Source organism: Neptunitalea lumnitzerae, assembly GCF_027924185.1.
In the GTDB taxonomy this organism is placed as follows: Bacteria; Bacteroidota; Bacteroidia; order Flavobacteriales; family Flavobacteriaceae; genus Neptunitalea; species Neptunitalea lumnitzerae.
Genome location: NZ_BRVO01000001.1, coordinates 137,689 through 163,016, shown reverse-complemented (window position 1 = coordinate 163,016; position 25,328 = coordinate 137,689). Strand labels below are relative to the sequence as shown.

General features: G+C 34.7%; 22 protein-coding genes. 14 read left to right on the top strand and 8 right to left on the bottom strand.

Annotated features, from left to right (window positions below):
- Positions 1-63: 63 nt before the first annotated feature.
- Entirely contained in the window at positions 64-543 is a 480-nt protein-coding gene (locus Y10_RS00660) for a HEAT repeat domain-containing protein (protein WP_281763426.1), read from the bottom strand.
- A gap of 498 nt (positions 544-1,041) precedes the next feature.
- Here Y10_RS00660 and Y10_RS16925 point away from each other — a divergent pair, with 498 nt between their 5' ends.
- Positions 1,042-1,569 (top strand): GIY-YIG nuclease family protein, encoded by a 528-nt coding sequence (locus tag Y10_RS16925; protein WP_309297812.1) that lies wholly within the window; start codon positions 1,042-1,044, stop codon positions 1,567-1,569.
- A 432-nt stretch (positions 1,570-2,001) separates the two neighbouring features.
- Here the strand turns inward: Y10_RS16925 and Y10_RS00650 are convergent, their stop codons facing one another.
- Entirely contained in the window at positions 2,002-2,769 is a 768-nt protein-coding gene (locus Y10_RS00650) for a hypothetical protein (protein WP_281763425.1), read from the bottom strand.
- A 308-nt stretch (positions 2,770-3,077) separates the two neighbouring features.
- Here Y10_RS00650 and Y10_RS00645 point away from each other — a divergent pair, with 308 nt between their 5' ends.
- The 13 genes from Y10_RS00645 to Y10_RS00585 all read left to right on the top strand — a co-directional run bounded on the left by Y10_RS00645 (position 3,078) and on the right by Y10_RS00585 (position 19,476).
- The gene (locus Y10_RS00645; RefSeq protein ID WP_281763424.1) at positions 3,078-4,283 is read left to right on the top strand and encodes a hypothetical protein; all 1,206 of its coding nucleotides are present in this window, start codon (positions 3,078-3,080) and stop codon (positions 4,281-4,283) included.
- A 176-nt stretch (positions 4,284-4,459) separates the two neighbouring features.
- Positions 4,460-5,521 carry a hypothetical protein gene (locus Y10_RS00640; protein WP_281763423.1) on the top strand — a complete coding sequence of 354 codons (1,062 nt, stop codon included), beginning with the start codon at positions 4,460-4,462 and terminating at the stop codon, positions 5,519-5,521.
- Between the two features lie 110 nt (positions 5,522-5,631).
- Positions 5,632-6,234, top strand: coding sequence for a hypothetical protein (locus Y10_RS00635; RefSeq protein WP_281763422.1), 603 nt, complete (start codon positions 5,632-5,634; stop codon positions 6,232-6,234).
- Positions 6,234-6,755, top strand: coding sequence for a hypothetical protein (locus Y10_RS00630; protein WP_281763421.1), 522 nt, complete (start codon positions 6,234-6,236; stop codon positions 6,753-6,755). The genes Y10_RS00635 and Y10_RS00630 overlap by 1 nt, the downstream gene beginning before the upstream one ends.
- A 34-nt stretch (positions 6,756-6,789) precedes the next feature.
- Positions 6,790-7,935, top strand: coding sequence for a hypothetical protein (locus Y10_RS00625; RefSeq protein WP_281763420.1), 1,146 nt, complete (start codon positions 6,790-6,792; stop codon positions 7,933-7,935).
- Positions 7,916-8,434, top strand: coding sequence for a DUF6712 family protein (locus Y10_RS00620; protein WP_281763419.1), 519 nt, complete (start codon positions 7,916-7,918; stop codon positions 8,432-8,434). Before Y10_RS00625 ends, Y10_RS00620 begins: the two co-directional genes overlap by 20 nt.
- The gene (locus Y10_RS00615; RefSeq protein WP_281763418.1) at positions 8,431-9,726 is read left to right on the top strand and encodes a hypothetical protein; all 1,296 of its coding nucleotides are present in this window, start codon (positions 8,431-8,433) and stop codon (positions 9,724-9,726) included. The genes Y10_RS00620 and Y10_RS00615 overlap by 4 nt, the downstream gene beginning before the upstream one ends.
- Positions 9,719-10,432, top strand: a complete 714-nt coding sequence (locus Y10_RS00610) for a LamG domain-containing protein (RefSeq protein ID WP_281763417.1) — start codon at positions 9,719-9,721, stop codon at positions 10,430-10,432. The genes Y10_RS00615 and Y10_RS00610 overlap by 8 nt, the downstream gene beginning before the upstream one ends.
- Before the next feature lie 40 nt (positions 10,433-10,472).
- A complete protein-coding gene (locus Y10_RS00605) occupies positions 10,473-10,910 on the top strand; it encodes a phage holin family protein (protein ID WP_281763416.1) in 438 nt (145 codons plus the stop codon).
- Positions 10,897-11,322 (top strand): DUF5675 family protein, encoded by a 426-nt coding sequence (locus Y10_RS00600; RefSeq protein WP_281763415.1) that lies wholly within the window; start codon positions 10,897-10,899, stop codon positions 11,320-11,322. The genes Y10_RS00605 and Y10_RS00600 overlap by 14 nt, the downstream gene beginning before the upstream one ends.
- 273 nt (positions 11,323-11,595) lie before the next feature.
- Positions 11,596-11,958 carry a hypothetical protein gene (locus Y10_RS00595; RefSeq protein WP_281763414.1) on the top strand — a complete coding sequence of 121 codons (363 nt, stop codon included), beginning with the start codon at positions 11,596-11,598 and terminating at the stop codon, positions 11,956-11,958.
- A gap of 224 nt (positions 11,959-12,182) precedes the next feature.
- Positions 12,183-14,909: a carboxypeptidase-like regulatory domain-containing protein gene (locus Y10_RS00590; RefSeq protein ID WP_281763413.1), complete on the top strand. Its 2,727-nt coding sequence runs from the start codon at positions 12,183-12,185 to the stop codon at positions 14,907-14,909.
- Between the two features lie 4 nt (positions 14,910-14,913).
- Positions 14,914-19,476, top strand: a complete 4,563-nt coding sequence (locus tag Y10_RS00585) for an MG2 domain-containing protein (RefSeq protein WP_281763412.1) — start codon at positions 14,914-14,916, stop codon at positions 19,474-19,476.
- Between the two features lie 539 nt (positions 19,477-20,015).
- Here the strand turns inward: Y10_RS00585 and Y10_RS00580 are convergent.
- The 6 genes from Y10_RS00580 to Y10_RS00555 form a co-directional block, all read right to left on the bottom strand.
- Entirely contained in the window at positions 20,016-20,816 is an 801-nt protein-coding gene (locus tag Y10_RS00580; protein ID WP_281763411.1) for a 5'-nucleotidase, lipoprotein e(P4) family, read from the bottom strand.
- 685 nt (positions 20,817-21,501) lie between these two features.
- Positions 21,502-23,133 carry a chaperonin GroEL gene (groL, locus tag Y10_RS00575; RefSeq protein ID WP_281763410.1) on the bottom strand — a complete coding sequence of 544 codons (1,632 nt, stop codon included), beginning with the start codon at positions 23,131-23,133 and terminating at the stop codon, positions 21,502-21,504.
- Between the two features lie 23 nt (positions 23,134-23,156).
- Positions 23,157-23,435 carry a co-chaperone GroES gene (locus Y10_RS00570; protein ID WP_281763409.1) on the bottom strand — a complete coding sequence of 93 codons (279 nt, stop codon included), beginning with the start codon at positions 23,433-23,435 and terminating at the stop codon, positions 23,157-23,159.
- Positions 23,436-23,593: 158 nt separating this feature from the next.
- A complete protein-coding gene (gene secG, locus Y10_RS00565) occupies positions 23,594-23,938 on the bottom strand; it encodes a preprotein translocase subunit SecG (protein ID WP_281763408.1) in 345 nt (114 codons plus the stop codon).
- Positions 23,939-23,949: 11 nt separating this feature from the next.
- Positions 23,950-24,816: a hypothetical protein gene (locus Y10_RS00560; RefSeq protein WP_281763407.1), complete on the bottom strand. Its 867-nt coding sequence runs from the start codon at positions 24,814-24,816 to the stop codon at positions 23,950-23,952.
- A 6-nt stretch (positions 24,817-24,822) separates the two neighbouring features.
- Complete coding sequence (locus Y10_RS00555) at positions 24,823-25,323, bottom strand: LptE family protein (protein WP_281763406.1); 501 nt, start codon at positions 25,321-25,323, stop codon at positions 24,823-24,825.
- Positions 25,324-25,328 lie beyond the last annotated feature (5 nt).

Genomic DNA, 25,328 nt, shown 5'->3' with positions numbered 1-25,328 from the left:
AAAACACTGCTTTTTTATTTGATAATGGAGTATAAATGTTTTGTTTGTTATAGTTGAAAATAGTTACTCCGGTAATTGTAACAATTTGATAGCTTCTTTAGTGTTATTGGGTAGCGTACAATCTTCATACGTTATATAACTTTTTGCTCTACGTAAAATAAAATTAGCTACCGTTTCTCTTTCAATCATACAGCCAAATTGTGTTTTAATAATTTCATCATCATTCAAATGTGCTTTTAATTGTGGAATGATAGCTGTATAATTAGTTTCGTATAAAGCCCAAAAAGCATAGCATCTTACTACTCCGTTGGTATGGTTAGTGAGCATTACTAGCTCGTTTGGAGTAGCTGCGGCTTTAAGTTTTGTATAGGTTTTATATTGTGTAGGTGTGCTACCACCATCTCCTATAGCGCTTCCCATTACTATATTTTCTTTGGCTAATTTATTCACCAGTGTACTAACCGGTGTAGCAACAGTTTCTTGTGCAGAGCACAAACTACTAATCATAAGAACAAACACCATTAGTATGTTATGCATTTTCATAAGACAAAGTTTATAACAAATGTATATAAAAATAGGATATGAGTTTTTAAAACTAATTGCAAGTAACCGCATATCGTCACCCTGAAATTTATTCAGGGTCTCATTTGAGTGAGTGAACCTTGAACAATCCTAGCCGTCAGGTCGAGTGGTTTTGTGTAGTGAAACGAAACAAAATTGTATCGAGACCCAGAGGCGATGGGTTTTACACAAGCCATACCAGTGAAAACTCCCTATTCTTGATACACTTGCTGTGCAAGCACTCGAATTGACGGGGTTTTCCAAAAACCGTCAACTAAATAATTCATCTGAGTAAGCATTCCCCCTTCGGGGGTTAGGGGGCTTTAAGCTACTAGTGAGATGCTGAATCGAGTTCAGCATGACGAGCATAACCGCATATTGTCACCCTGAAATTTATTCAGGGTCTCATCTGAGTAAGCATTCCTTATTTGGGATTAGGAAGCGCATGAGCTACTAGTGCGATGCTGAATCAAGTTCAGCATGACGAGGAGAAGCGTGTACCGTCACCCTGAAATTTGTTCAGGGTCTCATTTGAGTGAGGCAACCTTGAACAAGCCTAGCCGTCAGGTCGAGTGGTTTACCGTAGGTAAATTGTATCGAGATCCAAAGGCGGTGGGGCAAGCGCAATCCTTACCAAAGAAAACTCCCTGTTTTCGATACAAATTTCTATCGAAATTCACTCGAATTGACGGGGGGGCTAGGTGTTTTTTTATACATTTAGTTATGGTTTCTTATGTTTACATTTTGTTATGTGCTGATAAAAGCTATTATACCGGTGTAACTGCTAATTTGGAACAACGCTTGTTTCAGCACGAATCGGGTTATTTTAAAGATTGTTATACTTTTAAGAGAAGACCTTTACAACTGGTTTTCTATTGTGAGTTTTCAGATATAACCATGGCAATCTCTAAAGAGAAGCAAATAAAAAAATGGTCAAGAGTTAAAAAAGAAGCTTTGATTCAAGGAGATTTTGAGGAGCTTCCGAATCTTGCAAAAAAACATTTTTAAGGTAAAGTAACAAGCCGTCAGGTCGAGTGGTTTTGTGTAGTGAAACGAAACAAAATTGTATCGAGACCAGTGGCGGTGGGGTATACAAGCCATACCAGTGAAAACTCCCTATTCTCGATACACTTGCTGTGCAAGCACTCGAATTGACGGGGTTTTCTGGATTAACTGATAATTAGCATTTTCAACTAAATACATTTAAAATAATAGCAGTGCGTGAGCTACTAGTGAGATGCTGAATCAAGTTCAGCATGACGAGCGGAAGCGCGTACCGTTACCCTGAAATTTATTCAGGGTCTCATTTGAGTAAGTATTCCCTCTTTAGGGATTAGTAGGCTGTAAGCTACTAGTGCGATGCTGAATCGAATTAGTTATGAAAAAGTGAGCAACTATTGTTTTTCCATCTATTTCTACAACTTCACTAAAAAGTAACGTTTAATAGGATATTCCGTAAGTGCTAAATTGAGTAGTCTTGGGATGCTTTATGTTCTTATAAAATACCAGTTTTCTATCTATATAGTTGTCGTAAACCAAACTATTGGAAAAAGTATCTGAAAGCTCTAGCATTATATATTTATCTTTTTTTACATCGTATACAGCAGGCTGAAAAGTTCCATCTTTAAGAATTGTATCATAAATGTATAATCCAGAATTAAATACAATGGTATCTTCTCCCGAGATATTTGTAGCTACTTTCGTAGTTAGTTTTGTTTCGAGATTAATTTTGAAAAGGTCTGCATTGGTATGAATTATATTAGGGTCATGTTCTCTAGTTACGTACAAATCGGTATCCAAAATAGAAACAACATATCCTTTTATACCAGTATCAACAATCTTTCCCGAAGTCAATTTCTTTACTTTAAGCGCATCATCATAATCTGTAACGTAAACACTACCAAGTGAATCAATGGCTATAAATGCAGAATATAAGTTGTAAGTAGTTTCTTTGCCATTAACAGAGACAATAGTTTGGTCATTTGTGGTATATACTATGGTGCTGTCTTGTACTTTGACTAGAGCATAGGTTTCAGGATATACTAAAATAGAATCTTCAAAAAGATCATCAGGATTATACAGTTTATGCTTTTTATAATTATCAAATACAGGTTCTTTATTTATAAAACCTACAAAAACAACAGGTTCATTTTCCTGAGAAAAAACAAGTATAGGAAGTAATACTAACAATAAAAATAAGTTTTTCATGCGCTTATAATAAACTACTTTGAGGTGGGTACCACCAAGTATTATATATTGATTGTAGAGTACAATGTAAATTCTAGTGGTAAAGGTATTATTAATATTTAAAATAATAATCGTTCGTGAGCTACTAGTGAGATGCTGAAACAAGTTCAGCATGACGAGCGGAAGCGCATACCGTCACCCTGAAATTTATTCAGGGTCTCATTTGAGTAAGTATTCACATTTTCGGGTAGAGAGATTTTAGGTTGTTTTTACAACCTACAACATGGTAACATCTCGTGGTATTTTTGGGGTATCAAAAAAGAACAAGAATGCCTAAACAACATTTTAAATCACACGTAACAAGATCGGGGAAATCTCATTTGAATGTAGATAGAACCAACGGAATTATTAAAAATGTTGTCATTGTACAACAAGGACCTAACAAGAACGGTAGTTATTTCAATACACAGTTTTTAAAAGATTTAGTAGTTCAGGGAAATGCACAACAGCAAGGCGTAAAATGCAGGTTTGGACATCCTAATATGTGTGCCACATCTTTAGGTAGTTTTATTGGTAGGTATCACAGTTTTAAATTAAAAGGAGCCAGGGTATTAGCCAATTTACATTTAGACACTATAGCCCAGAAGACAGCTGTAGAGGGCAAGGGCATTAGCATGTGGGAGTATGTATTAGATATGGCATCAGACAACCCAGATATGTTTGGTAACTCTATTGTGGTAATGAGTGAAGAAGTTGAGGAGGTAGTAAAAGGGAAAACTTATAACTCACACCTATTACAAAGTTTTTTGGCAAGCGACCTGGTAGATGACCCCGCAGCTACAGAAACCCTTTTTAGTAATTCAAGCGATTTAGGCGTGGCTGTGACTCAGTTTTTAGATGAACACCCAGCAGTATTCTCAGTAATTCAACGCCATCCTGCTATAGTAAATGATTTTTTTAGCAGGTATGCCGATTATCTTAAGCAATATAAACAGCGAATTGACATGAATTTTTTAGAGAAAATGCGAAAACAATTTGGGAAAACCCATCAGTTTGACATGGATGTAACTACTGCTACTGGCGAGGTGGTAACCGTGGTTACCGATGCCGAATCACCAGCAGAAGGAGATGCAGTTATTGACGAAACTGGTAACCCCATAGCAGATGGAGAACTTACCTTAAAAGATGGTAGTATTTGGGTAATTGAAGAAGGTGTTATTACGGCAATTAAGGATGCCGAAGAAGACCCAATTGATGACGATGCTACTATTGAACAGGTGATGCAAAGTGTAAATAAGTTGACTACTTCTTTACGTAATTTTCAGAAGCAATATCGTAAAGATTTAAAAGTACATGAGGATGCTTTGCAATTGGTAGCTTCATCTTTTGAAAAACGGTTTAATAATCTAGCCAAAACGGTAAAAACAACTGCCCCTAATTATGTCTCAGATGCGAATAAAGGTAAAAAATCAAAATTCGGTTCTAGATATGACCCAGATAGAGTCAAAGAAATTAGAGACCAGAAAGAGAGTTAGAGTACTGGTCAAAAGTTGATGGTTGCCAGTTGTTAGAACGTCACCCTGAACTAGACTCAGGGTCTCATCAGAGTGAGTTAATCAGTACGTGAGTTACTAGTGCAACCAATAAATCCCAAGATTCAATACTATCATACTTCTTAGGAGTCTTTACAAGACAATATTAAAATACGTATATGGAATTAAAGAGCGCGTTTCAGGAATTGGCAACAGATGAACGATTTATTCAGGATTCTAGAGATATTATAAAAAACGATTTGTTTTATCAGCCAACAGATTCCTTTTTTACGATTGTACCAGGTATTAAAGGCGGACAGCAAGTTGCTGCCATGAAAGGGTTCGAATATATCACTACAGCTTCTCAAGGCTGTGGAGGTGACGGTATTTCGCCTAGCTTTCCTGCTTTTTCACAAACTTGGAATCCTAAGCTTCAAGAAGTAAAGGTATCCTATTGTTACGATGATTTTATGGGGCATTTTACACAATGGGCTTTGGCTAACGGATATGCGGTTAAAGATTTAGGGCAAACCGAGTTGGCTTTGTTTTTACAAGATTTAATAGTAAAAGCAATGCAACTAGATTTACAGCGTATGGTGTTAATGGCCGATGCAGATATTGAAAATCAGGATATACTAACTGATGAGGCTACCTATGCTCCTTTTTACAATACCATAGATAAAGGACTTTTGCCTACGCTTCAGTATTTAAAAACATTGCCTGAGTTTGCTGATAAGTTTGTATCGTTAGATAAAAATGCAGCGGCTACAGTCACTGAACAGTATAACCTATCTTCGGAGTATGCCTTAGATATTTATGAGGCAATAACAGATCAGTACGATTTTGAGGGCGATGTGCTACTGTCTTCTAACCGATTGTTTAAAAACTATACGAAGTGGATTAAGCGTGCCAATGGTTATGGGGTTCAAAGTAATATAGATGATACTTTAAAAGGCATTAAAGAGGCATCAATTGATGGAGAACAGATTTTACCATTAGTGAATTATGACCGTTGGAGAGCGAGCGATTTTACGGTAGGCGACCCGGCAGCTATTCATTTACCACACTTTGCTTTATTTACCAAAAAAGAGTATTTACAGGTAGGTATTGATGATGCTTCCGCATTAGAAAATTTAACCTTTGAGTATATAGGTGGAAGTGAAGAAACCTTCTGGATTAAAGGGAACTATATGTTAGATTTTAAAATGGTAAATCCGTACGCATTAAAAGCAGCTTTTTAAATTGTGATGCCTACATAGGCCATACCGATACTTCTTAGAATAAAATTCTTTTCATCCAGCACTATTGAACTTCAAATAATAGTGATTGGCTTTAAAAATGATATAACATAATGGCAACATGTGATGCTAAATTATCGGGTATGTTTGCGCGCAAATGCGCACATAAACCTAAACAAGGAATTGTAAAAAAATGGTACTTCAATTGGGAAGATGTAGATAAAGTGGCAACCACCACCGTAAACTCAGGAACCAAAGTAGAGGCATTGGTATTAAAGGCTGGGTCTTATTTATACCCTGCCGAAGGAAATAATAAAACTAGTACTGCTAACCATGCTTTATCTGTTTTAGATTTTGGAAATGGATATATTCATACAGACGGATTTACAGTAATGTATCGTGGAGAAGAAGAATCTCATCGTATACAAGAGTTAGTTGGGGGTGGTAGAGTGTGTACACTTATAAAAACAGTAGATTCTGGAGAAAGTGGTGAACTTAGCTATCATATTTTGGGCTTAGAATCGGGTATGTTAGTGACGGAAGATACGTGGAATGCCTCTGAAAATAGTGGAACTACAACACTTACTGTAGCCACTCAAGAAGGAGAAGAGGAGAGTACAGGTAAAAAGATTTTCATGATGCCTGTTGCTACAGCAGATACCGCCTTGGAAGAAACAGAAGCTTGGATAACCGCTAATGAATATGTAGAACCGTAATGGATGCGGTAACCTTTATACAACAAACCACTTCAGAGGTGCTGGTAAAACAGCACCTGAAGTTGGTGTTTGAAACCTACCAAAGTTTATTTGGGGAGGTATGCACTAATTGTCCGGCAAAAATATCAGGCTATATAAAGCGTATTAAAAAACATGGGAGGAAGAATGCTGGTATTGGGCAGACTTTAACTTGTAGCTTTTTGTTAAAGGAACGGTCTATAATAATGAAACCTGGAAGTAATGAAGTATATAGTAATGCTAACTTAACCGACGAAGTAGCAATTGCTTTTTTACGTAAGAACCCGAATAGAAAGGTGCTTTTTAGCAAATTACCTAATCATCTTGAAACCTTGTTAAAAGAGAAGAAGGATAATGATCCGAGAACAAAGGATGATTTGGTATTGGAAGATTATACTATGACTGAGTTAAGAGCATTGTTTCCCGAAGCAAAAGGAAGGAGTAAAAAAGATTTAATAGCTAGTATAGCATTGTTACAAGATAGCTATATAGAAAATATATAAATCTGTGATAGTTCAACATTAAAAATGCTTAACTATGAAGTCGAGAATACCAAGGGCTTACAAAAAGGAAAAGCAAGATATTTATAACAAACGGTTTGGTATTATCTTTAATGGAGAAGACAATCTAAAACCATTGATGACCGAGAATATCATTGATTTGTCACCAACAGCTGCCCAATGTGCAGATACGTATCAATCGTTTTTAGTAGGTAGCGGGTTCGAGGAAGATTTAGAAACCGAGAATCTTAGCGATGTACGTTGGGAAAAAAGGACTCCGAATGATTTGTTAGAGCAAATAGGAGAGAGTGTAGCTAGGCATCAAGGAGCTTTTATTTGGGTAGGTTATAATGCCAATTTTCAGAAGTATTCGTTTAAGGTGTTACCCTATGAGCTGTGTAGGGTAGGAAAGAAGGATGATGATAACTATAGCGGAAAAATAGTTGTAAGTCCTAATGGTTGGGGGAAATATTTAAAAGCAGATGAGGTAGATGTGTATGATAGTTATAACCCGAATGCAGTTATAATACAAACTCAAGTAGAAAGAGATGGAGGCTGGGAGCATTACAAAGGACAAGTATGGTTTTTTAAAATGAACCATAAGTACACCTATCCTGTTCCTTTAATAGATAGAGCTTTAAGTTTTGCTGAGGTAGAATATCACATGGGGCTTTATTACAAGGGGACTGTTCAGCGAAGTTTTGAAGATATTACCTATATACGACATCGAGAGTTTCCAAATGAAGAAGATGAACGTACTTTTATCAAGAATATAGAAGAGCTGTCAGGAGTAGAAAATTCCAGTTCTAAACTTATTATAAAAGATGATTGGGACGATGAAAAAGAGAGTATAGGGAATTTTAAGTTTGATACTATAAAGAACGACGTAAATGCTGAAAAATATGCTCATTTTGAGAGTAGTAGTAGCAACTTTATTCGTAAAGCCTTTAGAAATATTCCACCTCAATTAATTGATTATGTTGCGGGTAAACTAGGAAATACTTCTGGGGAGGACCTGGTTAAAGCACAGTCTGTTTATAATGCTTTAGTAGCTAAAGATAGATTGAAATTAGAACGCCTGTTTACAGAGCTATTTCACAATTATGAAAAAGATATGAATCCAACTCATAATTGGAAGATAAAACAGTACGCATTGTTAAAGGATGGAACTATTAACCAATAAATCTAAAGTAGCGGAAGTACTTCAGGTGTCATTAGGATATGGAGAAAAGGAATTTGAAGTATTTATAAGAGAAGCCCAAGATTTTGATTTAAAACCTTTGTTGGATGAATCTTTTTATTTTGACCTTATATCGAATAAGAATGATGAAGGTCAATGGCAATTGCTATTAGAGGGAGGAGCGTATGAGTATAAAGGAAATACTGGTTATTTCAGAGGATTTCAAGATGTGTTAGCCTATTTTGTATATGCTCGGTTTATACTTAAATGTAATTACGTGAGTACTTCACATGGTTTTACAATCAAGAAAACTAATTATTCTGAACCCGTATCTCTTGAGGAACGGAAAAATTTATACTACAAATATCAAAAGGAAGCACACATACTTCTAAACGATGTAGAAAGGTTTATTGAACGAAACTTGGAAGATTATCCGAGTTATGGAAGAGAGGTGAAAGGTAAACCAGAGAATGCATGTCTTAAAAGTTATATTATAAAATGACACATACCTTTATTAATGTTTCGTCAAGTAAGTTTAGCTTGAATGGTAATACCTTTTTTAAAACGTTTTTACCATTTTACATAGATAATAGTCACATTAGAATTTACAATATTTACGACAGTAAATTATTTTTAATTAATACTACTCATGTGTCTGATATAACTGTAGATGGTGTGGTGTATGCAACAGCTACAGAACTCATAAATGCGATACATGAGGTATTATTTACCAAAGGTACCAGTGAAGAGTTGACGACTGAGCAGATAGAGTTGAATCGATTAGCAATTATTGATTTACAAAATACTAAAGCCAATGGTACGCATAATCATGATAGCCGGTATTATACACAAGCTCAAGTTGATGCTTTAATAACAGAAATAAATACTGCTGGTAATATAGCTAATGGTTATGTTGAAGGAGATAGCATCAAATTTTTTGATGTTAGTGGTAATCAAGTTCTAACTATTGACGCTCATAATTTTGTTAGGCAAGGTGTGTCTGTAGTATTTGAAGATGGGATCTTATACTTAAAAAATAGTAATGGTACTATTTTGTCGACTACACCAGTAAAAGCTAGAGAAACATTTTATGATCGGTTTATGTTTGTAGATAAACTAGCAACCGATTTATCTGATTTGGTGTTACTATCAAATTTTGCTTTAGGGTGTACAAATGCAAATCAATATTACTTTGTCAGTGCGATAAGCAATGAAGAAAACTTCATAGGAAATAGAATCTATATACATGAAGAAAATAAGCATTTTGATTTAGAGTCACCGGAAATAGTTTCAAATGATTTTAAGGCATGGTCAATAAATATTGATAATCCTGATTATTTGAACGGTACGATTTATGAGTTTAATTTTTGGATAAAAAGTAGAACTGAAAATGCAAATTCATCATTTACTGCCTTGAATGATACACCTACTAGTTTTACTGGTAATGCTGGGAAAATTTTGGCCGTTAATGAGTCTGAGGATGGGGTTGGGTTTGTATCATATTCTATGCAAAAAACTATTGTAAGTGATATTACTTTAACAGATAATTATGATGGATGTATTGTTAAGATTAAGGATAATGTAAATATTATAATATCAAATAATTTGAGAGATAATTTTAATTGTGTTTTTAGGTCGTTTCCAAGTTGTTCAGCATTTTTTACTCCAAGTGGAACCACGTTAGATGCTCCAAAAGGAATATTTCTGAAAGAAACGGCAATGGCTACTCTGTTTAAGGATGGAACTGATAACATTTATATATTGGAAGGAGAACTAAGTGATGATAATGCTTAATAATTATATTTTCGCAAGGGCTAATGGTAAATATCAAAGAAATTTAGTTGCTTATTTAAGCTTTGATGATAATTTAATTAAAGATTTTACTGGTAATCATGAGGTTAAGGTTAATAATAATGTAATGATTGATGATTTGAATCATGTCGGAACTGGAAAATCTGCGAGTTTTAATAGAAATAGCTCATCATATCTAGAACTGAGCCAGTCATCTGATTTTACTTTAAACTCAGAATATACTATATCTTTCTGGATTAGATTATCATCATTAAATAATTTTGAAATAATTTCCAAAAGGCAAACGACCACCACTAATTTAGAATTTCAGTTTTCTTATATGTCGTCTGGAGAATTGAGATTTCGATTATGGAGTATGGATGTAAATCATTATATAGGATTTAACTTTCCCTTTTCTTTAAATTTATCTCAATGGTATCATTTGGTCTTAACTTATGATGGTAGTATACATCCGAACGGTATTTCGCTTTATATAGATTCCTTAAAAATGGATTTATCTACATTCTATTTAGACTCAAACTCTTTTTCTGGCGTAATTAGTACTGAATATGGTTTAAAAATAGGTATTGGAGGTTCTGTGAATTATTTAGATGGTAATATCGATGAGTTAGGATTTTGGAAACACAGAATTTTTAATCAAGAAGATGTAAATTTTATTTTTAATAATGGTATAGGGAGAAAGCCTTAGTAAAGTAAATTATAATTCTTATTCTAATTATTATTTTGAAATGCCAAACTTTATAACTCCCACAAAAACCATACATCTACTGTTGGTTTTAATAGTTTTAGATTTTATAACTGGAATATGTGCCAGTTTTATTGAAAAGAAGAGAGCTCAAAGATTAAATCCAGAGTTAAAAAATGAGATACTCTTAAGTTCTGAAAAGCTTAGAATGACAGGTGTTAAATTCTTTTTATATGGAGCCACCATTTTGTTGGCATACTATATAGAAAAGATATTTCTTATTAAATCTTTTACCTTTAGTTTTTCTAGTGCAACATTTTCATTATCGATAATAGTGACTGGTTTTTGGATTGTTGTTGAGTTTTATTCGGTTGTTTTTGAGAATTTTAAGCGCATGGGGTTTGATGTGATTGAAAAAACACTTAATATAGTTCAAAAGTTTAAAACCACTAAAAAACAGCTAAAAAATGAAAAAAGTTAAACTATTTCGGTTCTGGTCAGATTCCAACCAGTCAACAGGTACATTGGTTGTATTTAATAATGAGAATCAACCTATATTTATTAATCCTTGTATTGAGAGAGGTTGGCAAGACAACCAGCAGAATATAAGCTGTGTTCCTACTGGAGTTTATCCTTTAAAATTAGAATATTCCAATAGGTTTGATATGGATCTTTGGGAATTAAAGGATGTACCTAATAGGTCGGAATGTAAAATTCATGCTGCTAACTATTGGAGTCAATTAAACGGCTGTATTGCTCCTGGAGAGTATTTAGCGGATATTAATAGTGATGGTTATTTTGATGTAACCAATAGTAGAAATACATTAGGTTCATTTCATGCTTCTTTAGAAGGTATTTCGGAAACTACCATAGAGATATTTGATGTATATTGATGAATAAAGAAAGTAAGTTTTTGATACTAGGATTAGTATTGCTGGTTATATCAGTATTACTTAACATTCAATTATTTACGGATAAGTCTAGTCTTGAGTTAAAGAATGAAAAACTAAATGAATTAATCAAAACTCAAGTACAGTCAAATAACGCTGAGTTGGATAGTTTAAATATCCTAGCGAAGCGTAAAGATTCTGTTGTAACCTGTATAAAGGAGAATATCAGATTTCAGGAGTTAAAGATAGATTCCTTACAAAAGTTGGAGAGCTATAATGAAAGTATGGTTACTAAGCTTCATGATGTTGATAGCATACAAAGCTTATTCACAAGATACTATCCCAGTAACAATTAGTCAGGCTAAACAAGCGATTAGGAATGCCCAGAAGGTAGATGTATTATCATTACAGTGTAATGTACAAACAGTATTAATTAAATATCAGGATGTTGTTATAGATTCTTTAGAAGAACGGTTACGTTTGGAGGAACTCCGATTCCAAATTTTAGAATCAAATATTGAATACCTATCAGTTGGTTTAGAAACTAAAAGTGAGGTTGATAAAAAGAATAAATGGTTTCATAAAGTCTTAATCTTTATTGGTGCGTTTAGTACGGGATATATAATTGGAAGTTTATAATTTAAAAGGTTCTCATTCTTTGAGGACCTTTTTTAGTCTATAACCGTAAAAGTAATTTTAATTACGAAATAGATAGTTTCACTAAATGAAATGATGTGTTTACTCACTGCTTCTTGAGATAAATGTGTTTTTGAAGTAGGTTTATGGAAAATAACCAACTCATGAAGCGCAATAAGATAAATTACCTGATATGCTTTTTGTTTTTTTTGATAGGATTGAAAGCCATGGCACAAACCGGAGAAGTTTCGGGTATTATAAACGATCCGGATGGTTTGCCCTTACCGGGTACAACTATTCAGATTAGTGGAAAATCAACAGGAACCCAGACTGATTTTGATGGAAAGTATTCTATTATATGTAATGTAGGCGATGTATTGGTTTTTTCTTATGTAGGTTTTAAATCATGGGAAGTTACGGTAACTGAAGATATGTTTGATAATGGTACATATAGTATTATAAAATTACCTGTGGTTCTTATTCAAACAGATGCTTATGCAAAAGCATTAGAGAAGGAGTTAGACTCTTCTGAGATTTACTACACTAAGAGTTTGGAGAAACTTAATTTTAAGAAGAAACAATACTATTTTCAGTATACTAAAATTAAAGATATCGATCAGGAGAATGACTCTCTGTTGCTTGATTATTTTAAGGAGGATTTTGCTTATGAGATAGAATATAGTGGTACTATTTCTTGGTTGTTTGCCAATAAGAACTCCTTACCACAGGTTCAGAACCGGTATGGACAAGGGAGACCTTCAAACGGTGTTAATCAGTATTACGGACCTGAAACTAATGAGATTTTTTCTTTTGGTGCGCCAGTAGCTAATTTAACATTCACTAACGAGGCTAATCCTTATGATGTTAATGGACAGATAGCTTTAGGCACTGGTAGTAACCACTTACCTTATCAAAACGAAATTTTAAATACTACTAAGGTGGTTAGTAATAGTATTCATTTTATTGTAGGGAATTATGATAATACTTTAGGATTTAAGTACAGAAACAAAAGTCACAAGGATCTATTTGATATTGAAAAATCACGAATACAAGATGGAGAAATAAGGTATAATTATAAAAATCATTTAGAAGTATTTGCAAAGCTCTACAATGAAAGGTTAAATCAACCAGATATTAATGGGTTTTACAATAATGTACTGTTTTCCAATGCTGCAACACCCGTTACTTTTCAGAATAATCAAGGATATCTATTAAATGGAGCGCAACGAAGTTTTAGTCCTGAAAATTTTAATAATCCTTTATGGTTATTGCATCAAAATAGTAATGGGGTATCTAATACTTCTGCTGTTTTAAGTTCAAAGGGTACATACAACAGCATACAAAATATAAAGTTAACGGGGCAAGTGTCTTATCAGCAAGGAGACTATAAAGAGCAATTTGGTTTGCCTCTTCAAACAATAGGGTATCTAGAAGGCTACCAATATGATAAAAGATTTAAAACAAAAGATTTTAGAGCAAACTTTTTATTTGATTTAGAGACAGAAGTTGGAATCGATTGGAATCGACTTAATGTGATTTCTGAACTGGATTATAGCTTTAACAAACTCAACTACTTAAGAAATGAAATCTATGATGTTATATCTATAGTAGCCGTTGAAGATTTGCAAAATAGTGTATTGAGGTTTAGAAATGAAGTTGGTTTAGAATTAAGAGAAATAGACCTTTCTTTCAGATTAGGGAATAATGCAACATGGTCAGCTTATCAAGGCACTGAAGTATTTTTACCATTTGGTAAAATTGTATTTGAAAAAAGATACTTTGATTATTGGGATTGGATTAATAGTATAAGAGTTGAAGTTGCAGCCAGTAAAGGTGTTTCAGAAATGCCCTTGTATTATGGCAATCAGAGTCATAATAGTCTAAACCTTTCTGTAGAAGAAGCTACTTCCTATAAGGCTGTTAATGATTTGTTCTTGAATGAAGCTATTGATTTTGAAACTAACTTAAGAACAGATTTTGGTATGTCAGTAGACTTATTTAACAACAAAATAAATCTTGATTTTACATATTATAAAGAGCATAACAAAGACGTTGTATTTCCCATTGCTACTACCGAAGGTTTTCAATTACAAAATATTGCGGATATTAATAATAGAGGTTTTGAAATTGCATTGCAAGGATCTATAGGGGATTATAGTTCTGTGTTGTATGTACCCAAGTTCATTTTTTCTAAACAGAAGGCGATAGTAGAGCAATTATATGGCACTCAAAAGTCAGTTGCAATCGCAGGATTTTCAGATGTGTCTAAGAACTTAATTGAGGGAGAACAAATTGGTAGTATTGTAGGATCTTCATATGTACGTGATACATCGGGTAGTTTAATAATAGGAGATAGTGGTTACCCTATAGTAGCGCAAGAGCCTACTATTATAGGAAATACTACACCAGATTTTAATGTAGCTTTTGAAAGTACTCTAGAAATAAGTAGCAATAAGTTTACGCTTAATGTCTTGTTCGATTGGCAACAAGGAGGCGATGTCTGGAATGGTACTAATAATATGCTTAACTATTTAGGTAGATCTAGGGAGTCTGGAGATTTAAGAGGAGTACATAATTACGTATTTCCTGGAGTAACAACAGCTGGAGATTTAAATACCACAGCAGTTTCTTTTGCTAGTGCGAATGATAATTTATATGAGAATCGTTGGGTACGTTATGGCTATTCAGGTGTAGCAGAGGATGCTATTAAAGATGCTTCTTTTTTAAACCTTAAGGCAGTTAGTTTTACTTATAGAATGTTTGATAATAAAACAGATAGTTTGTTTAGAGATTTAGAAATAAGTGTTTATGCCCATAATATCTGGTGTGTTACCAAAACCAAAGGAGTAGCGCCATATACCTCACTATTTAATACTGCCTCTGGTAGTGGTTTGCATTATTTTAATATGCCCTTGCTAAAAGAAGTAGGATTAAAACTTAACCTTAAAATTTAGTATCATGTCAATCAAAAAATTCGCCATAGCCCTTTTAGTGGTTTTTATTTGTGCTTTTAAGAATAACGACCCAAAACCTCATAATTTATTAGAAAAGATATATACGCAAACAGATAGACCTTTATATTTTCCTGGTGAGACTATTTGGTTTAAGTCTTATGTAACCAATGCTAAGGGTACTATAACCACGTTGAGCGATCAAATGACGGCAGAGTTAATTTCCCCTAAGGGTAACGTTGTTCAAAGACTAGAATTAGGAATTCAACAAGGATACACTTATGGTGATTTCTATATTAGTCCAAATTTTGTTGGTGGAGTTTACAAAGTTCGAATGTACACTAATTGGATGCGTAATTATGGTAAGGATTCTTTTTTTGAAAAGGAAATTGTAATTCAGAAAGTGGTAAGTCCTAATGTATTATTAAAGCTAGAGTTTGAGAAAAAAGCCTATGGAAAAGGGCAAGAGGTAACGGCTGATTTTGAAGCAAAAGATTTAGAAAACAAGGTGTTATCTCAAGCAGATGTGTCTTATAGTATAAACGTAGCAGGACAGTCTCATTATAAGGGTGCGGTAAAAACAAATTTAAAAGGAGAAGCATCTATTACATTTAATTTACCTGAAGGTTTAAATACTACTGATGTTTTACTAAATGTGCAATTGCTGCATAATGGAAAAGTAGAAGCTATTAACCGTAGTGTGCCTGTTACATTGAACAATATAGATATACAATTTATGCCCGAAAGTGGTAATGCCATCGTAGGTGTAAAGAATACTATTGCGTTTAAAGCTGTAAATGAGTTTGGTAAACCAGCAGATGTTTCGGGAAGTATACTAGATAGTGCAGGTAACGTAGTAACTCAATTTGAAAGTTTTCATGATGGTATGGGGAGTTTTGACTTAACTTCAAAAACAACCGCATACTATGCAAAAATAACGGCTCCATTTCAGTCAGATTCGTTGATAGCATTACCTAATATCTTGGTCAGTGGAACCAAATTTCACATAACAGAAACTGATGAAAAGTATGAAATGGAAGTGTATTCTAATCTAGATAAACAACTGGTTGTGGCTGTAGCTTCGTCTTATGAAGATTTGCAAACAAAAAAGATCAAGTTAAATAGAAATAGAGCGGTATATCATATTAAAAAGAATGAATTACCAGAAGGCATCATAAAAATATCGCTAAAGGATGTTAATGAAAATATAGTTGCGGAGCGCTTGCTTTTTAACAACAAACCTAACCAAATAAAGGTGAGCGTTTCGCTTCAAAAAAGGATTTATAAAACACGTGAAAAAGTGTTGGTTAAAATTCATACCGCCGATAGTTTAAATAATCCAATTCCATCTAATTTATCAGTAAGTGTAGCAGATAATAAACTAGTATCTTATGCCGATGATAAGCAAGATAATATAGCTTCATATCTCTTACTCTCATCAGAATTACAAGGTAAAATATATAAACCTTCTTTCTATTTTGATGCTCAAGAGCTAAAAGCACATAAGGCGTTAAATTATGTAATGTTAACGCATGGATGGCGTAGTTATATTCAAAATAGTATTCATATTAGTTCTGCAGCGTTTAAACCAGTTACAAAAGATGTACAGTATGGAAAAGTGGTTGACAAAAAAGGAAACGGAGTAGAAAGTCATCTTTTATTGTTTGATGCTTCCCAAGAAAAGGTAATAAAAATGAAAACGAATGTAGATGGTAGTTTTCAGTTGAAACCTAATGCTACTGGTAAGATGATACTATTAGCGTATACAGACAAAGGAGTGAAGGTTTTTATAAAAAGAGGTAAGTTTATAAAGGGAAACGATACACAAATAGTACCAGATAGTAGCAACTTAAAATATGAGTCCGTTAAATATAAAAGTGCTTTGAAACCTAATAAATCATCTATAAAAGAAGAGGTAACTCTCTCAAATGGAAAATTAATAGGTGCATTAGAGACAGATGGTAAAAGTTTGGATGAGGTAGTAGTTACGGGAGCAATGGGAATAAGTAGAGGTGAATTAACAGCATCCTCTGTAGTTGTTGTAGGATATGGGGTTAGTAATACTTCTAGCGAGCTAACTTCTTTACTACAAGGTAAAGTTGCTGGTTTACAAATTAGTGGTGCGCTTGGTGATGTAAACTCTAAAAAGATGATAGCTATCAGAGGGAACCAAAGTATGTCTTTAAATTCACCAACTTTATTTGTTGTGGACGGGGTTGTTTATAATAATATTTCAGGGTTAAATGATATTGATCCAGATGCTATTAAATCTATAACAATTATTAAAGGCTCAGAAGCGGTTCGACTATATGGTTCTCAAGCCGGTGGCGGTGTGGTGAATATATCCTTAAAAGGAAATACAGGGTATTATAATCGTAAAAGGTTTCATAGCAAACGCTATAAAAACTATACTGCAAGTACCTTTTACTTTCAGCAGCCACAACTGTACCAACCAAAATATTTTGAGGCACCGCACTATGTAGATGATGAGTTACCTAACACACGTACCGATTTTAGAAATACGCTATATTGGAATCCGGTGGTGCAAACCGATGAAAATGGAAATGCTTCTTTTGAGTTTTATACTTCTGATGCAATCTCTTCTTTTGTAATTACAGCCGAAGGCATGGCGTATAATGGTATACCTGTTAGAAATATTGCAGAATTTGCTACAAAGAATACGTTACAAACAACACTCACGGTGCCTAACTATATGGCTGTAAATGATACAGTGCAAATTCCTATTACCATAGTCAATAATACTGATAGTATTATGAAAGCCAATGTTAGTTTTATGCTACCTCATTCTTTAGCCTCGTTTAATTGTCCGGAAGAAGTAATTACCATACCTGCAAATGGGTATGTGATTACAAACCTTCCTGTAGTACCTACTAAAAGGGCTTACAAACAAACTATTGAAGTTGCTGTAGAAGCTAATGGATATACTGACCTTGTAAAAGAAGAATTTACTACTATAAGTTCTTATTTCCCTAAACATGCAACGTTAGCCGGTAGTGATAATAAGCATTTTCAATTCGACATGCAGAATGTTGTTGAAGGAAGCGTTTTGGCAGAGTTTTCTTTATATACTGATGTGGTTGGTACTGTAATGGATGGTATAGATAATATTATAAGAGAACCTCACGGCTGTTTTGAACAGGTTTCAGCAAGTACGTACCCTAATGTGTTGGTGTTACAATATTTAAGAGAAACAGGCAAGAGTAACCCTGATCTTGAAAAGAAAGCCATGAAGTATATCAAACAAGGATACAAGAAACTGGCGGGTTATGAAACTGCTGAAAATGGTTTTGAGTGGTTCGGACATACACCTCCGCATGAGGCACTTTCAGCTTACGGATTGATGGAGTTTACAGAAATGCAAAATGTGTATGATGGGGTTGATGCTAGAATGTTAGAGCGTACCAAGAAATTTTTACTAAGTAGAAAAGATGAAATGGGAGGCTTTGAACAAAACAAAGGAAAATATGGTTTCTCGGCAGCTCCGTACCTTGTGAATAATGCCTATATAGTCTATGCGTTAAGTGAAAGTGGAGTGCCACTTTCAGCTTATGAGTTACAATATAATACGGCAGTACAAGAAGTAATAGATAGTAATGATGCTTACCGTTTAGCCTTACTAGTTTGTGCTAGTGGTAATTTACATAAAGCAACACATCATAAGCTATTAATGAAACGATTGAAAGATATGGTTGCTACGTATGGTTTTGAAAAATTACCTGTAGAAAGTACTATAACACGTTCTTATGGTAAAAGTAAAAATGTTGAAACAGCTGCTTTTATGGTAATGGCGTTGTTGAAAGAAGAAGGGAATGAATATTTAGTAAGTGATGGGGTTAATTACATTGCTTCCAAACGTTCCTATGGTGGTTTTGGATCTACTCAAGCTACTAGTATGGCATTAAAGGCGCTGATTGCATACACTAAAACTCAAAAAGAAAAACTACTTACAGCTAATGCGGTTACACTTTTAATCAATGGTGCTAGTTTTACCAGAACGTTAAAAGCTAATAATAACGGTAAAATAGTAATTGAAAATTTAGAAGAATATATATTGGCTGGTAAGCAAGATGTAAAGGTAAGCTTTGCAGATACTACTCAGGTATTTCCTTATCAATTGTTAGTACGATGGGATACAACGGTGCCAGATAGTGCTAACCAATGTAAAGTAGCAGTAACTACAACTTTGGCAAGTGAAGTTAGTAAAATAGGGGAAAGTGTGCGTATGGAGGTCGCTGTTGAAAATACAACGAAAGAACCGTTGCCTATGGTGACCGCTATGATAGGTATACCTAGTGGAACTCAAATAGAACCATGGCAATTGAGAGAACTTACAGAAAAACAAAAGGCAGATTATGTAGAGGTTTTTGATAACTATTTAGTGTTGTATTGGAAGGAGTTTGGTAGTGCTGAAATAAAGCAGGTATCGTTAGATCTTAAAACTTTGGTGCCAGGAAGTTATAATGCACCTGCTAGTTCTGCTTATGTATATTATGAAAGTGAGCATAAGCATTGGGTTAAGGGTACGCAATTGGAAATAAAAGCCCAATAGTGAATTTTATGTAGCTTGTTCCGTCATGCTGAACTTGATTAACTCCGTTGAATCTCCGATTTAGCATCTCACAAGTGGCTCAAAGCTCCTAACTCCCAAGGGGGAACTCTCACTCTAATGGTTTTATTTGGTTTTAAGTTTTGATTGTGGCTTACTGGGATGTGACCCTGAATCAAGTTCAGGGTGACGTGGTTTTGGTGATTCTATGAACATAATTGTAAACTTCGTCATTCTGAACTTGTTTCAGAATCGCACAAGTAGCTCAAAGTCCCTAACCCCCGATGAGGAGAACTCTCACTTGAATGGTTATATTAGTTTGAGGTTTTGGTTATGGCTTACTCGGATGAGACCCTGAATCAAGTTCAGGGTGACGCGGTTTTGGTGATTCTATGAACATAATTGTAAACTTCGTCATTCTGAACTTGTTTAACTACGTTGAATCTCCGATTTCAGCATCTCATTAGTAGCTGAGTGTTGCCTTGATCCCGAAGGGAAGTGCTACTTCTACTGAGGTTTTAAATAGATTTTATGGAGGGATATTAGTATCCCTCCAATTTAGATTTTCTAACAGAATCTATGACCATTGGTGTACCACCCATGTTACCTTCAAAGATTCCTTTACTTTCCCAGTCACCATACATTGGATTGGGAAAAACGATAAATTTTGTTCCAAAATTAGCCGCTAACTCTGCTGCTTTTAGGTTTCTATCATTCCCATCAAAAACATCCGCAAAATCTGCAAGATTATCTCCCATATATAGTATTACTTCATAATCGTCCAGTATCTTTTGTCTACGAGGTTCTTTGTTGCTCATATCTTCTTTAAGTTGTATGTGAGAAGCATCTGCAAAGGGAAAATTATATTTTTGAAGGTTTTTAAGCGTAACCTCTTTTACTTCGGTGCTTCTATTGGTAATATAAAAAATAACTACTCCTTTAGATGCTGCATAGTTTAAAAAAGAAACAGCACCAGGTAGGGGTTTTGCTTGTGCAAGCTGGCACCACTCATTCCAGCTTTCCTTGGTATAGCTAAGGTCGTCTTTGATTAATTTAGCGTTGTACGGACTATTATCTAACACGGTTTCATCAATGTCGGTAATAATGGCAAGTGTTTTTTTATAAGAAAGAATATTTTCTAAAGCGGCATCTAGTTGTAGTTTGGCTGTGTTGTAGCCTTGGTAGTATAATGCATCGTTTTCTGCTGCATGCTGCTGCCACAATACGGCTTGAACGTTATATTCATTTTTGTTTTGTTCTACCTCTATTTCCTTTACAATGGTTTCTTGTTTACATCCGGATAGTGCAACAGCTAAACACGCTGCTATTATTATATGTTTCATAATGTGTTTGTGTTTAATATAGTAAATGTATGAAATATGTTTCTGAATTGTTCTCTTCGTCATGCTGAACTGGATTCAGCAACTCACAAGTGGCTCAAGGCCTTTTAACCCTTAAAAGGGAATGCTCACTCTTATGAATTATGTAGTTGAAAGATGTTACTTTTCGCTGGTGTGGTTTGTGTAACCCCATCGCCTTTGGTCTCGATAGAGTTTACCTAAATTAAATCACTCTACCTGACGGTTAGGCTAGTTTAACTCACTCATATGAGACCCTGAATCCAGTTTAGGGTGACGTGTATCTGGTAATTCAGTTAACATGATTTTTCTCTTCGTTTTACTGAACTGGATTAACTACGTTGAATCTTCGATTTCAGCAACTCACAAGTGGCTTAAAGTCCCTAACCCCACCGCCTTTGGTCTCAATATAGTTTCCCCACGTTAAATCACTCTACCTGACGGCTAGGCTAGTTTAACTTACTCCTATGAGACCCTGAATCACGTTCAGGGTGACGTTCATCTGGTAATTCAGTTAACATGATTGTTCTCTTCGTCATGCTGAACTAGATTCAGCAACTCACTAATGGCTTACGGAGGGTTTATTATCATAATGAAGTCAACGAAAAAATTGGAGTCCATAAAAAAAGGGAACCATTTGGTTCCCTTTTTAGTATTTTTAGGAGAATGATTACATCATTCCAGGCATACCACCACCCATTGGAGGTGCTTGCATTCCGCCTTCTTCTTTAATATCTGTTAATGAGCATTCAGTAGTTAAGATCATTCCTGATACTGAAGCTGCATTTTCTAAAGCAACACGTGTTACTTTTTTAGGGTCAATAATACCTGCTTTAAGCATATCTACATATTCAGATGATTTCGCATCGTATCCGAAGTCTTTTTCACCCTCTAATACTTTAGAAATAACTACAGAACCTTCACCACCTGCATTTTCTACAATCGTTCTAAGTGGAGATTCAATAGCTTTATTTACAATCTGAATACCAGTTGCCTCATCAGCATTTGCACCTTCAACAGTGTTTAAAGCAGCTTTAGCTCTCACTAAAGCAACACCACCACCAGCAACAATACCTTCTTCTACAGCAGCTCTTGTTGCGTGTAAAGCATCATCTACACGGTCTTTTTTCTCTTTCATTTCTACTTCAGAGGGTGCTCCTACATATAATACAGCAACACCACCAGCTAATTTAGCTAAACGTTCTTGAAGTTTTTCTTTATCGTACTCAGAAGTAGTTGTTTCAATCTGAGATTTAATTTGTGCTACTCTTGCTTTAATATTATCAGCATCTCCGCTACCATTTACAATAGTAGTATTGTCTTTATCAATGGTAACAGTTTCTGCAGTACCAAGCATATCTAAAGAAGCATTTTCTAAAGAGAATCCTCTTTCTTCAGAGATTACAGTACCACCAGTTAAAATAGCAATATCTTCTAACATTGCTTTTCTTCTGTCTCCAAAACCAGGAGCTTTCACAGCAGCAATTTTTAATCCACCTCTAAGTTTGTTTACTACTAACGTAGCTAATGCTTGTCCGTCTACGTCTTCAGCAATAATTAATAAAGGTCTTCCAGATTGAGCAACTGGCTCTAAGATTGGAAGAATCTCTTGAAGATTAGATATTTTTTTATCAAATAATAAGATATAAGGGCTGTCTAATTCAGCAATCATCTTATCTGTATCTGTAACAAAGTAAGGAGAAAGGTAACCTCTATCAAACTGCATACCTTCTACTACATCTACATATGTATCTGTACCTTTTGCTTCTTCAACGGTAATAACTCCTTCTTTGCCTACTTTACCAAAAGCAGTAGCAATTAACTCACCAATAGTTATATCGTTATTCGCAGAAATAGAAGCAACTTGCTTAATTTTTTCAGAGCTATCACCTACTTTTTCAGCTTGTGATTGTAAGTCGGCTACAATAGCTTCTACGGCTTTATCTATACCTCTTTTAAGGTCCATTGGGTTAGCACCTGCAGCAACGTTTTTCAAACCTTCTTTTACAATGGCTTGTGCTAAAACAGTAGCTGTAGTAGTACCGTCACCAGCAAGATCGTTGGTTTTAGAAGCAACTTCTTTTACCATTTGTGCACCCATGTTTTCAAGGGCATCTTCTAATTCAATTTCTTTAGCAACAGAAACCCCATCTTTAGTTACATGAGGAGCACCGAAAGATTTTCCAATAATAACATTACGCCCTTTAGGACCTAAAGTTACTTTTACAGCATTTGCTAAGGCGTCTACACCACGTTTTAGTCCGTCTCTAGCTTCAATATCAAATTTAATGTCTTTTGCCATTTTTCTTTTTTCTTTTTGGTTAATTAAATAATTGCTAAAATGTCACTTTCGCGCATGATAAGGTAATCTGTACCTTCTAACTTTAGCTCAGTGCCAGAATACTTACCATATAAAACCGTATCACCAACTTTAACTGTCATAGGTTCGTCGGTTTTACCAGGACCAACTGCTACTACTGTACCTTTTTGAGGTTTCTCTTTTGCAGTGTCTGGAATAATAATACCTGAAGCGGTAGTTGTTTCAGCAGGAGCCGGCTCAACCAGAACACGGTCTGCAAGCGGTTTAATGTTTACGTTAGCCATTTTTATAATACTATTTAATTTTTAGTTTTTATTTGAAAAATTCATTGCTCTCTAATAGACAGAAATTATGCCAACAGGGGTAATTATGTCAAGGAGCCAAAAAAAATGCCAGCTTTATGACAAGCTGGCATTTTTTGATATGTATTTTTAACAATTACTTACTGAGCGTTGTCAGTAGGAGTAGTAGCAGGTGTATCTGCTGGTAAACCACCATCTGCAGGTAAGTTGTCTTGTTGTTCTGTTCCTTGTAAAATTTTAGCATCAGTAGAGCTTCCTCCTAATGTAGTGTTTGCTAATAAAATTAAAGCTACTAATACAGTTGCTAAAAACCAGGTACTTTTTTCTAAGAAATCTCCAGTTTTCTTAACACCACCAATTTGGTTGGCACCACCACCAAAAGTAGAAGATAATCCGCCACCTTTTGGGTTTTGTACCATTACTACTATAATTAGTAAAAAGCTAACTAAAAGAATACCTGTTAAATATATTACGTACGGATCCATATTAAAATGAATTAATTATTTTGTTTTAATTTCTTTATCTCTTCGATTTGGTGTGCAAATAAACTACTTTTTTCCGGATATTTCAAAATTAAAATCTCATAAGCTTTCAAGGCTTTTTTATATTTCTTTTGAGTAACGTATACCTTAGCTAATGTTTCGGTCATTAACTGTGGTGTTTCGGAGGTAGCATCTTTGGCTAAATTCTTAGTGTTTATAGGGTCTCTCACCGGTACAATCTTAGGTGAAGTCTCTAAAAACTTATCTATTAAATCAAATTTTTCTTTTTTATCGTCTGGTAGCTGTTGCGTTTCTTCTTCCGCGTGTTCTATGCTTTTTACAACAGAATCTTCTGCAGACCTGTCTATAACTTTAACGCTGGTAAGGCGTAACCATTCTGCAAACGAGTGCATTTCTGAAATACTAGCGGGTTTGTGTGCTTCTTGATGTGGGTACACTTCTTCAGCAACAGTTTCTGTTTGCTCTTTTGGCTGAAATGTATCTTCATTTAAAATGAGCTCAGCATCCTCATAATCTTTATTCGTAAAAGTTTCTTTATGTGCCCTTATTTCATCGGCAATTACACTGATCTCCTTTAGTTTAGATTGTTGTTGCGTAATTTCTTTAGAAACTGAATGTTGCGAGAACTGAGGTGTATTTATAAATTCAAAAAGAATTTGCCTGTCGGTTGTAGCCGCTGCGGCTAGTTTCAGGTTTTTATTGTAGTATAAACTATTCTGTTTGTATAACCCATATAATTGTAGAACTCTTGCTGCCTGAAAATACGGATGCTCTTTTATAATACTGTCTAACTCTTTGGTTTGTTCAGTAGTAATAGTATCCGGATTTTTTAATAGGTATGTAAAGTTGGTTACATTCATAATCTATTACCAGTCTGCTAAAGAGGCATTAATAATATCTTGCGTTATACGTTCAAAAATTTCTTCGTAAGCTGCATCTTCCACGGCGTTAACCTGTGTTGTAGCCGGAAAATCGTAGTAGAAAGAGAACTTTCGTTCAAAATCTTTCTCAGAGTCTAGCGTGTTTATAAATCGTACGTTTACACCCACCGTTAATCGGTTTTGAGCAGCCGTTTGGTTGGCGGTGGCACTCATAGGTGTTACGCTCCATTCTGTTATTTCACCTTCATATATTAATTGTGCATTTTGCGATTTTAATTCAAGACTGGTTTGGTTCATAATCAAGTCTTGCAATGCATTGGTAAAATCTCTATCTAGTCCTGGTACAATAATAGGAGCCACATTTTGAAAAAAGTTTACCTGAAAACTTTCTGCATTGGTGCTAATTCCTGTAAAACTATATGGGCCACAGCCTGTAAAGGTTATGGCTAATATGCAAATGCTTAGAATAGCGCTTAATTTTTTCATGATAT

Excerpts from the sequence above, each read along its gene's own strand:
- Y10_RS00570 (WP_281763409.1), bottom strand. The coding sequence starts at position 23,435 with ATGGCTAACGTAAACATTAAACCGCTTGCAGACCGTGTTCTGGTTGAG.
- Y10_RS00650 (WP_281763425.1), bottom strand. The coding sequence starts at position 2,769 with ATGAAAAACTTATTTTTATTGTTAGTATTACTTCCTATACTTGTTTTT.
- Y10_RS00620 (WP_281763419.1), top strand. The coding sequence starts at position 7,916 with ATGGAACTATTAACCAATAAATCTAAAGTAGCGGAAGTACTTCAGGTG.
- Y10_RS00600 (WP_281763415.1), top strand. The coding sequence starts at position 10,897 with ATGAAAAAAGTTAAACTATTTCGGTTCTGGTCAGATTCCAACCAGTCA.
- Y10_RS00615 (WP_281763418.1), top strand. The coding sequence starts at position 8,431 with ATGACACATACCTTTATTAATGTTTCGTCAAGTAAGTTTAGCTTGAAT.
- Y10_RS00585 (WP_281763412.1), top strand. The coding sequence starts at position 14,914 with ATGTCAATCAAAAAATTCGCCATAGCCCTTTTAGTGGTTTTTATTTGT.
- Y10_RS00660 (WP_281763426.1), bottom strand. The coding sequence starts at position 543 with ATGAAAATGCATAACATACTAATGGTGTTTGTTCTTATGATTAGTAGT.
- groL (WP_281763410.1), bottom strand. The coding sequence starts at position 23,133 with ATGGCAAAAGACATTAAATTTGATATTGAAGCTAGAGACGGACTAAAA.
- Y10_RS00640 (WP_281763423.1), top strand. The coding sequence starts at position 4,460 with ATGGAATTAAAGAGCGCGTTTCAGGAATTGGCAACAGATGAACGATTT.
- Y10_RS00625 (WP_281763420.1), top strand. The coding sequence starts at position 6,790 with ATGAAGTCGAGAATACCAAGGGCTTACAAAAAGGAAAAGCAAGATATT.
- Y10_RS16925 (WP_309297812.1), top strand. The coding sequence starts at position 1,042 with ATGACGAGGAGAAGCGTGTACCGTCACCCTGAAATTTGTTCAGGGTCT.
- secG (WP_281763408.1), bottom strand. The coding sequence starts at position 23,938 with ATGGATCCGTACGTAATATATTTAACAGGTATTCTTTTAGTTAGCTTT.
- Y10_RS00645 (WP_281763424.1), top strand. The coding sequence starts at position 3,078 with ATGCCTAAACAACATTTTAAATCACACGTAACAAGATCGGGGAAATCT.
- Y10_RS00635 (WP_281763422.1), top strand. The coding sequence starts at position 5,632 with ATGGCAACATGTGATGCTAAATTATCGGGTATGTTTGCGCGCAAATGC.
- Y10_RS00590 (WP_281763413.1), top strand. The coding sequence starts at position 12,183 with ATGGCACAAACCGGAGAAGTTTCGGGTATTATAAACGATCCGGATGGT.
- Y10_RS00595 (WP_281763414.1), top strand. The coding sequence starts at position 11,596 with ATGAAAGTATGGTTACTAAGCTTCATGATGTTGATAGCATACAAAGCT.
- Y10_RS00555 (WP_281763406.1), bottom strand. The coding sequence starts at position 25,323 with ATGAAAAAATTAAGCGCTATTCTAAGCATTTGCATATTAGCCATAACC.
- Y10_RS00605 (WP_281763416.1), top strand. The coding sequence starts at position 10,473 with ATGCCAAACTTTATAACTCCCACAAAAACCATACATCTACTGTTGGTT.
- Y10_RS00580 (WP_281763411.1), bottom strand. The coding sequence starts at position 20,816 with ATGAAACATATAATAATAGCAGCGTGTTTAGCTGTTGCACTATCCGGA.
- Y10_RS00610 (WP_281763417.1), top strand. The coding sequence starts at position 9,719 with ATGCTTAATAATTATATTTTCGCAAGGGCTAATGGTAAATATCAAAGA.
- Y10_RS00560 (WP_281763407.1), bottom strand. The coding sequence starts at position 24,816 with ATGAATGTAACCAACTTTACATACCTATTAAAAAATCCGGATACTATT.
- Y10_RS00630 (WP_281763421.1), top strand. The coding sequence starts at position 6,234 with ATGGATGCGGTAACCTTTATACAACAAACCACTTCAGAGGTGCTGGTA.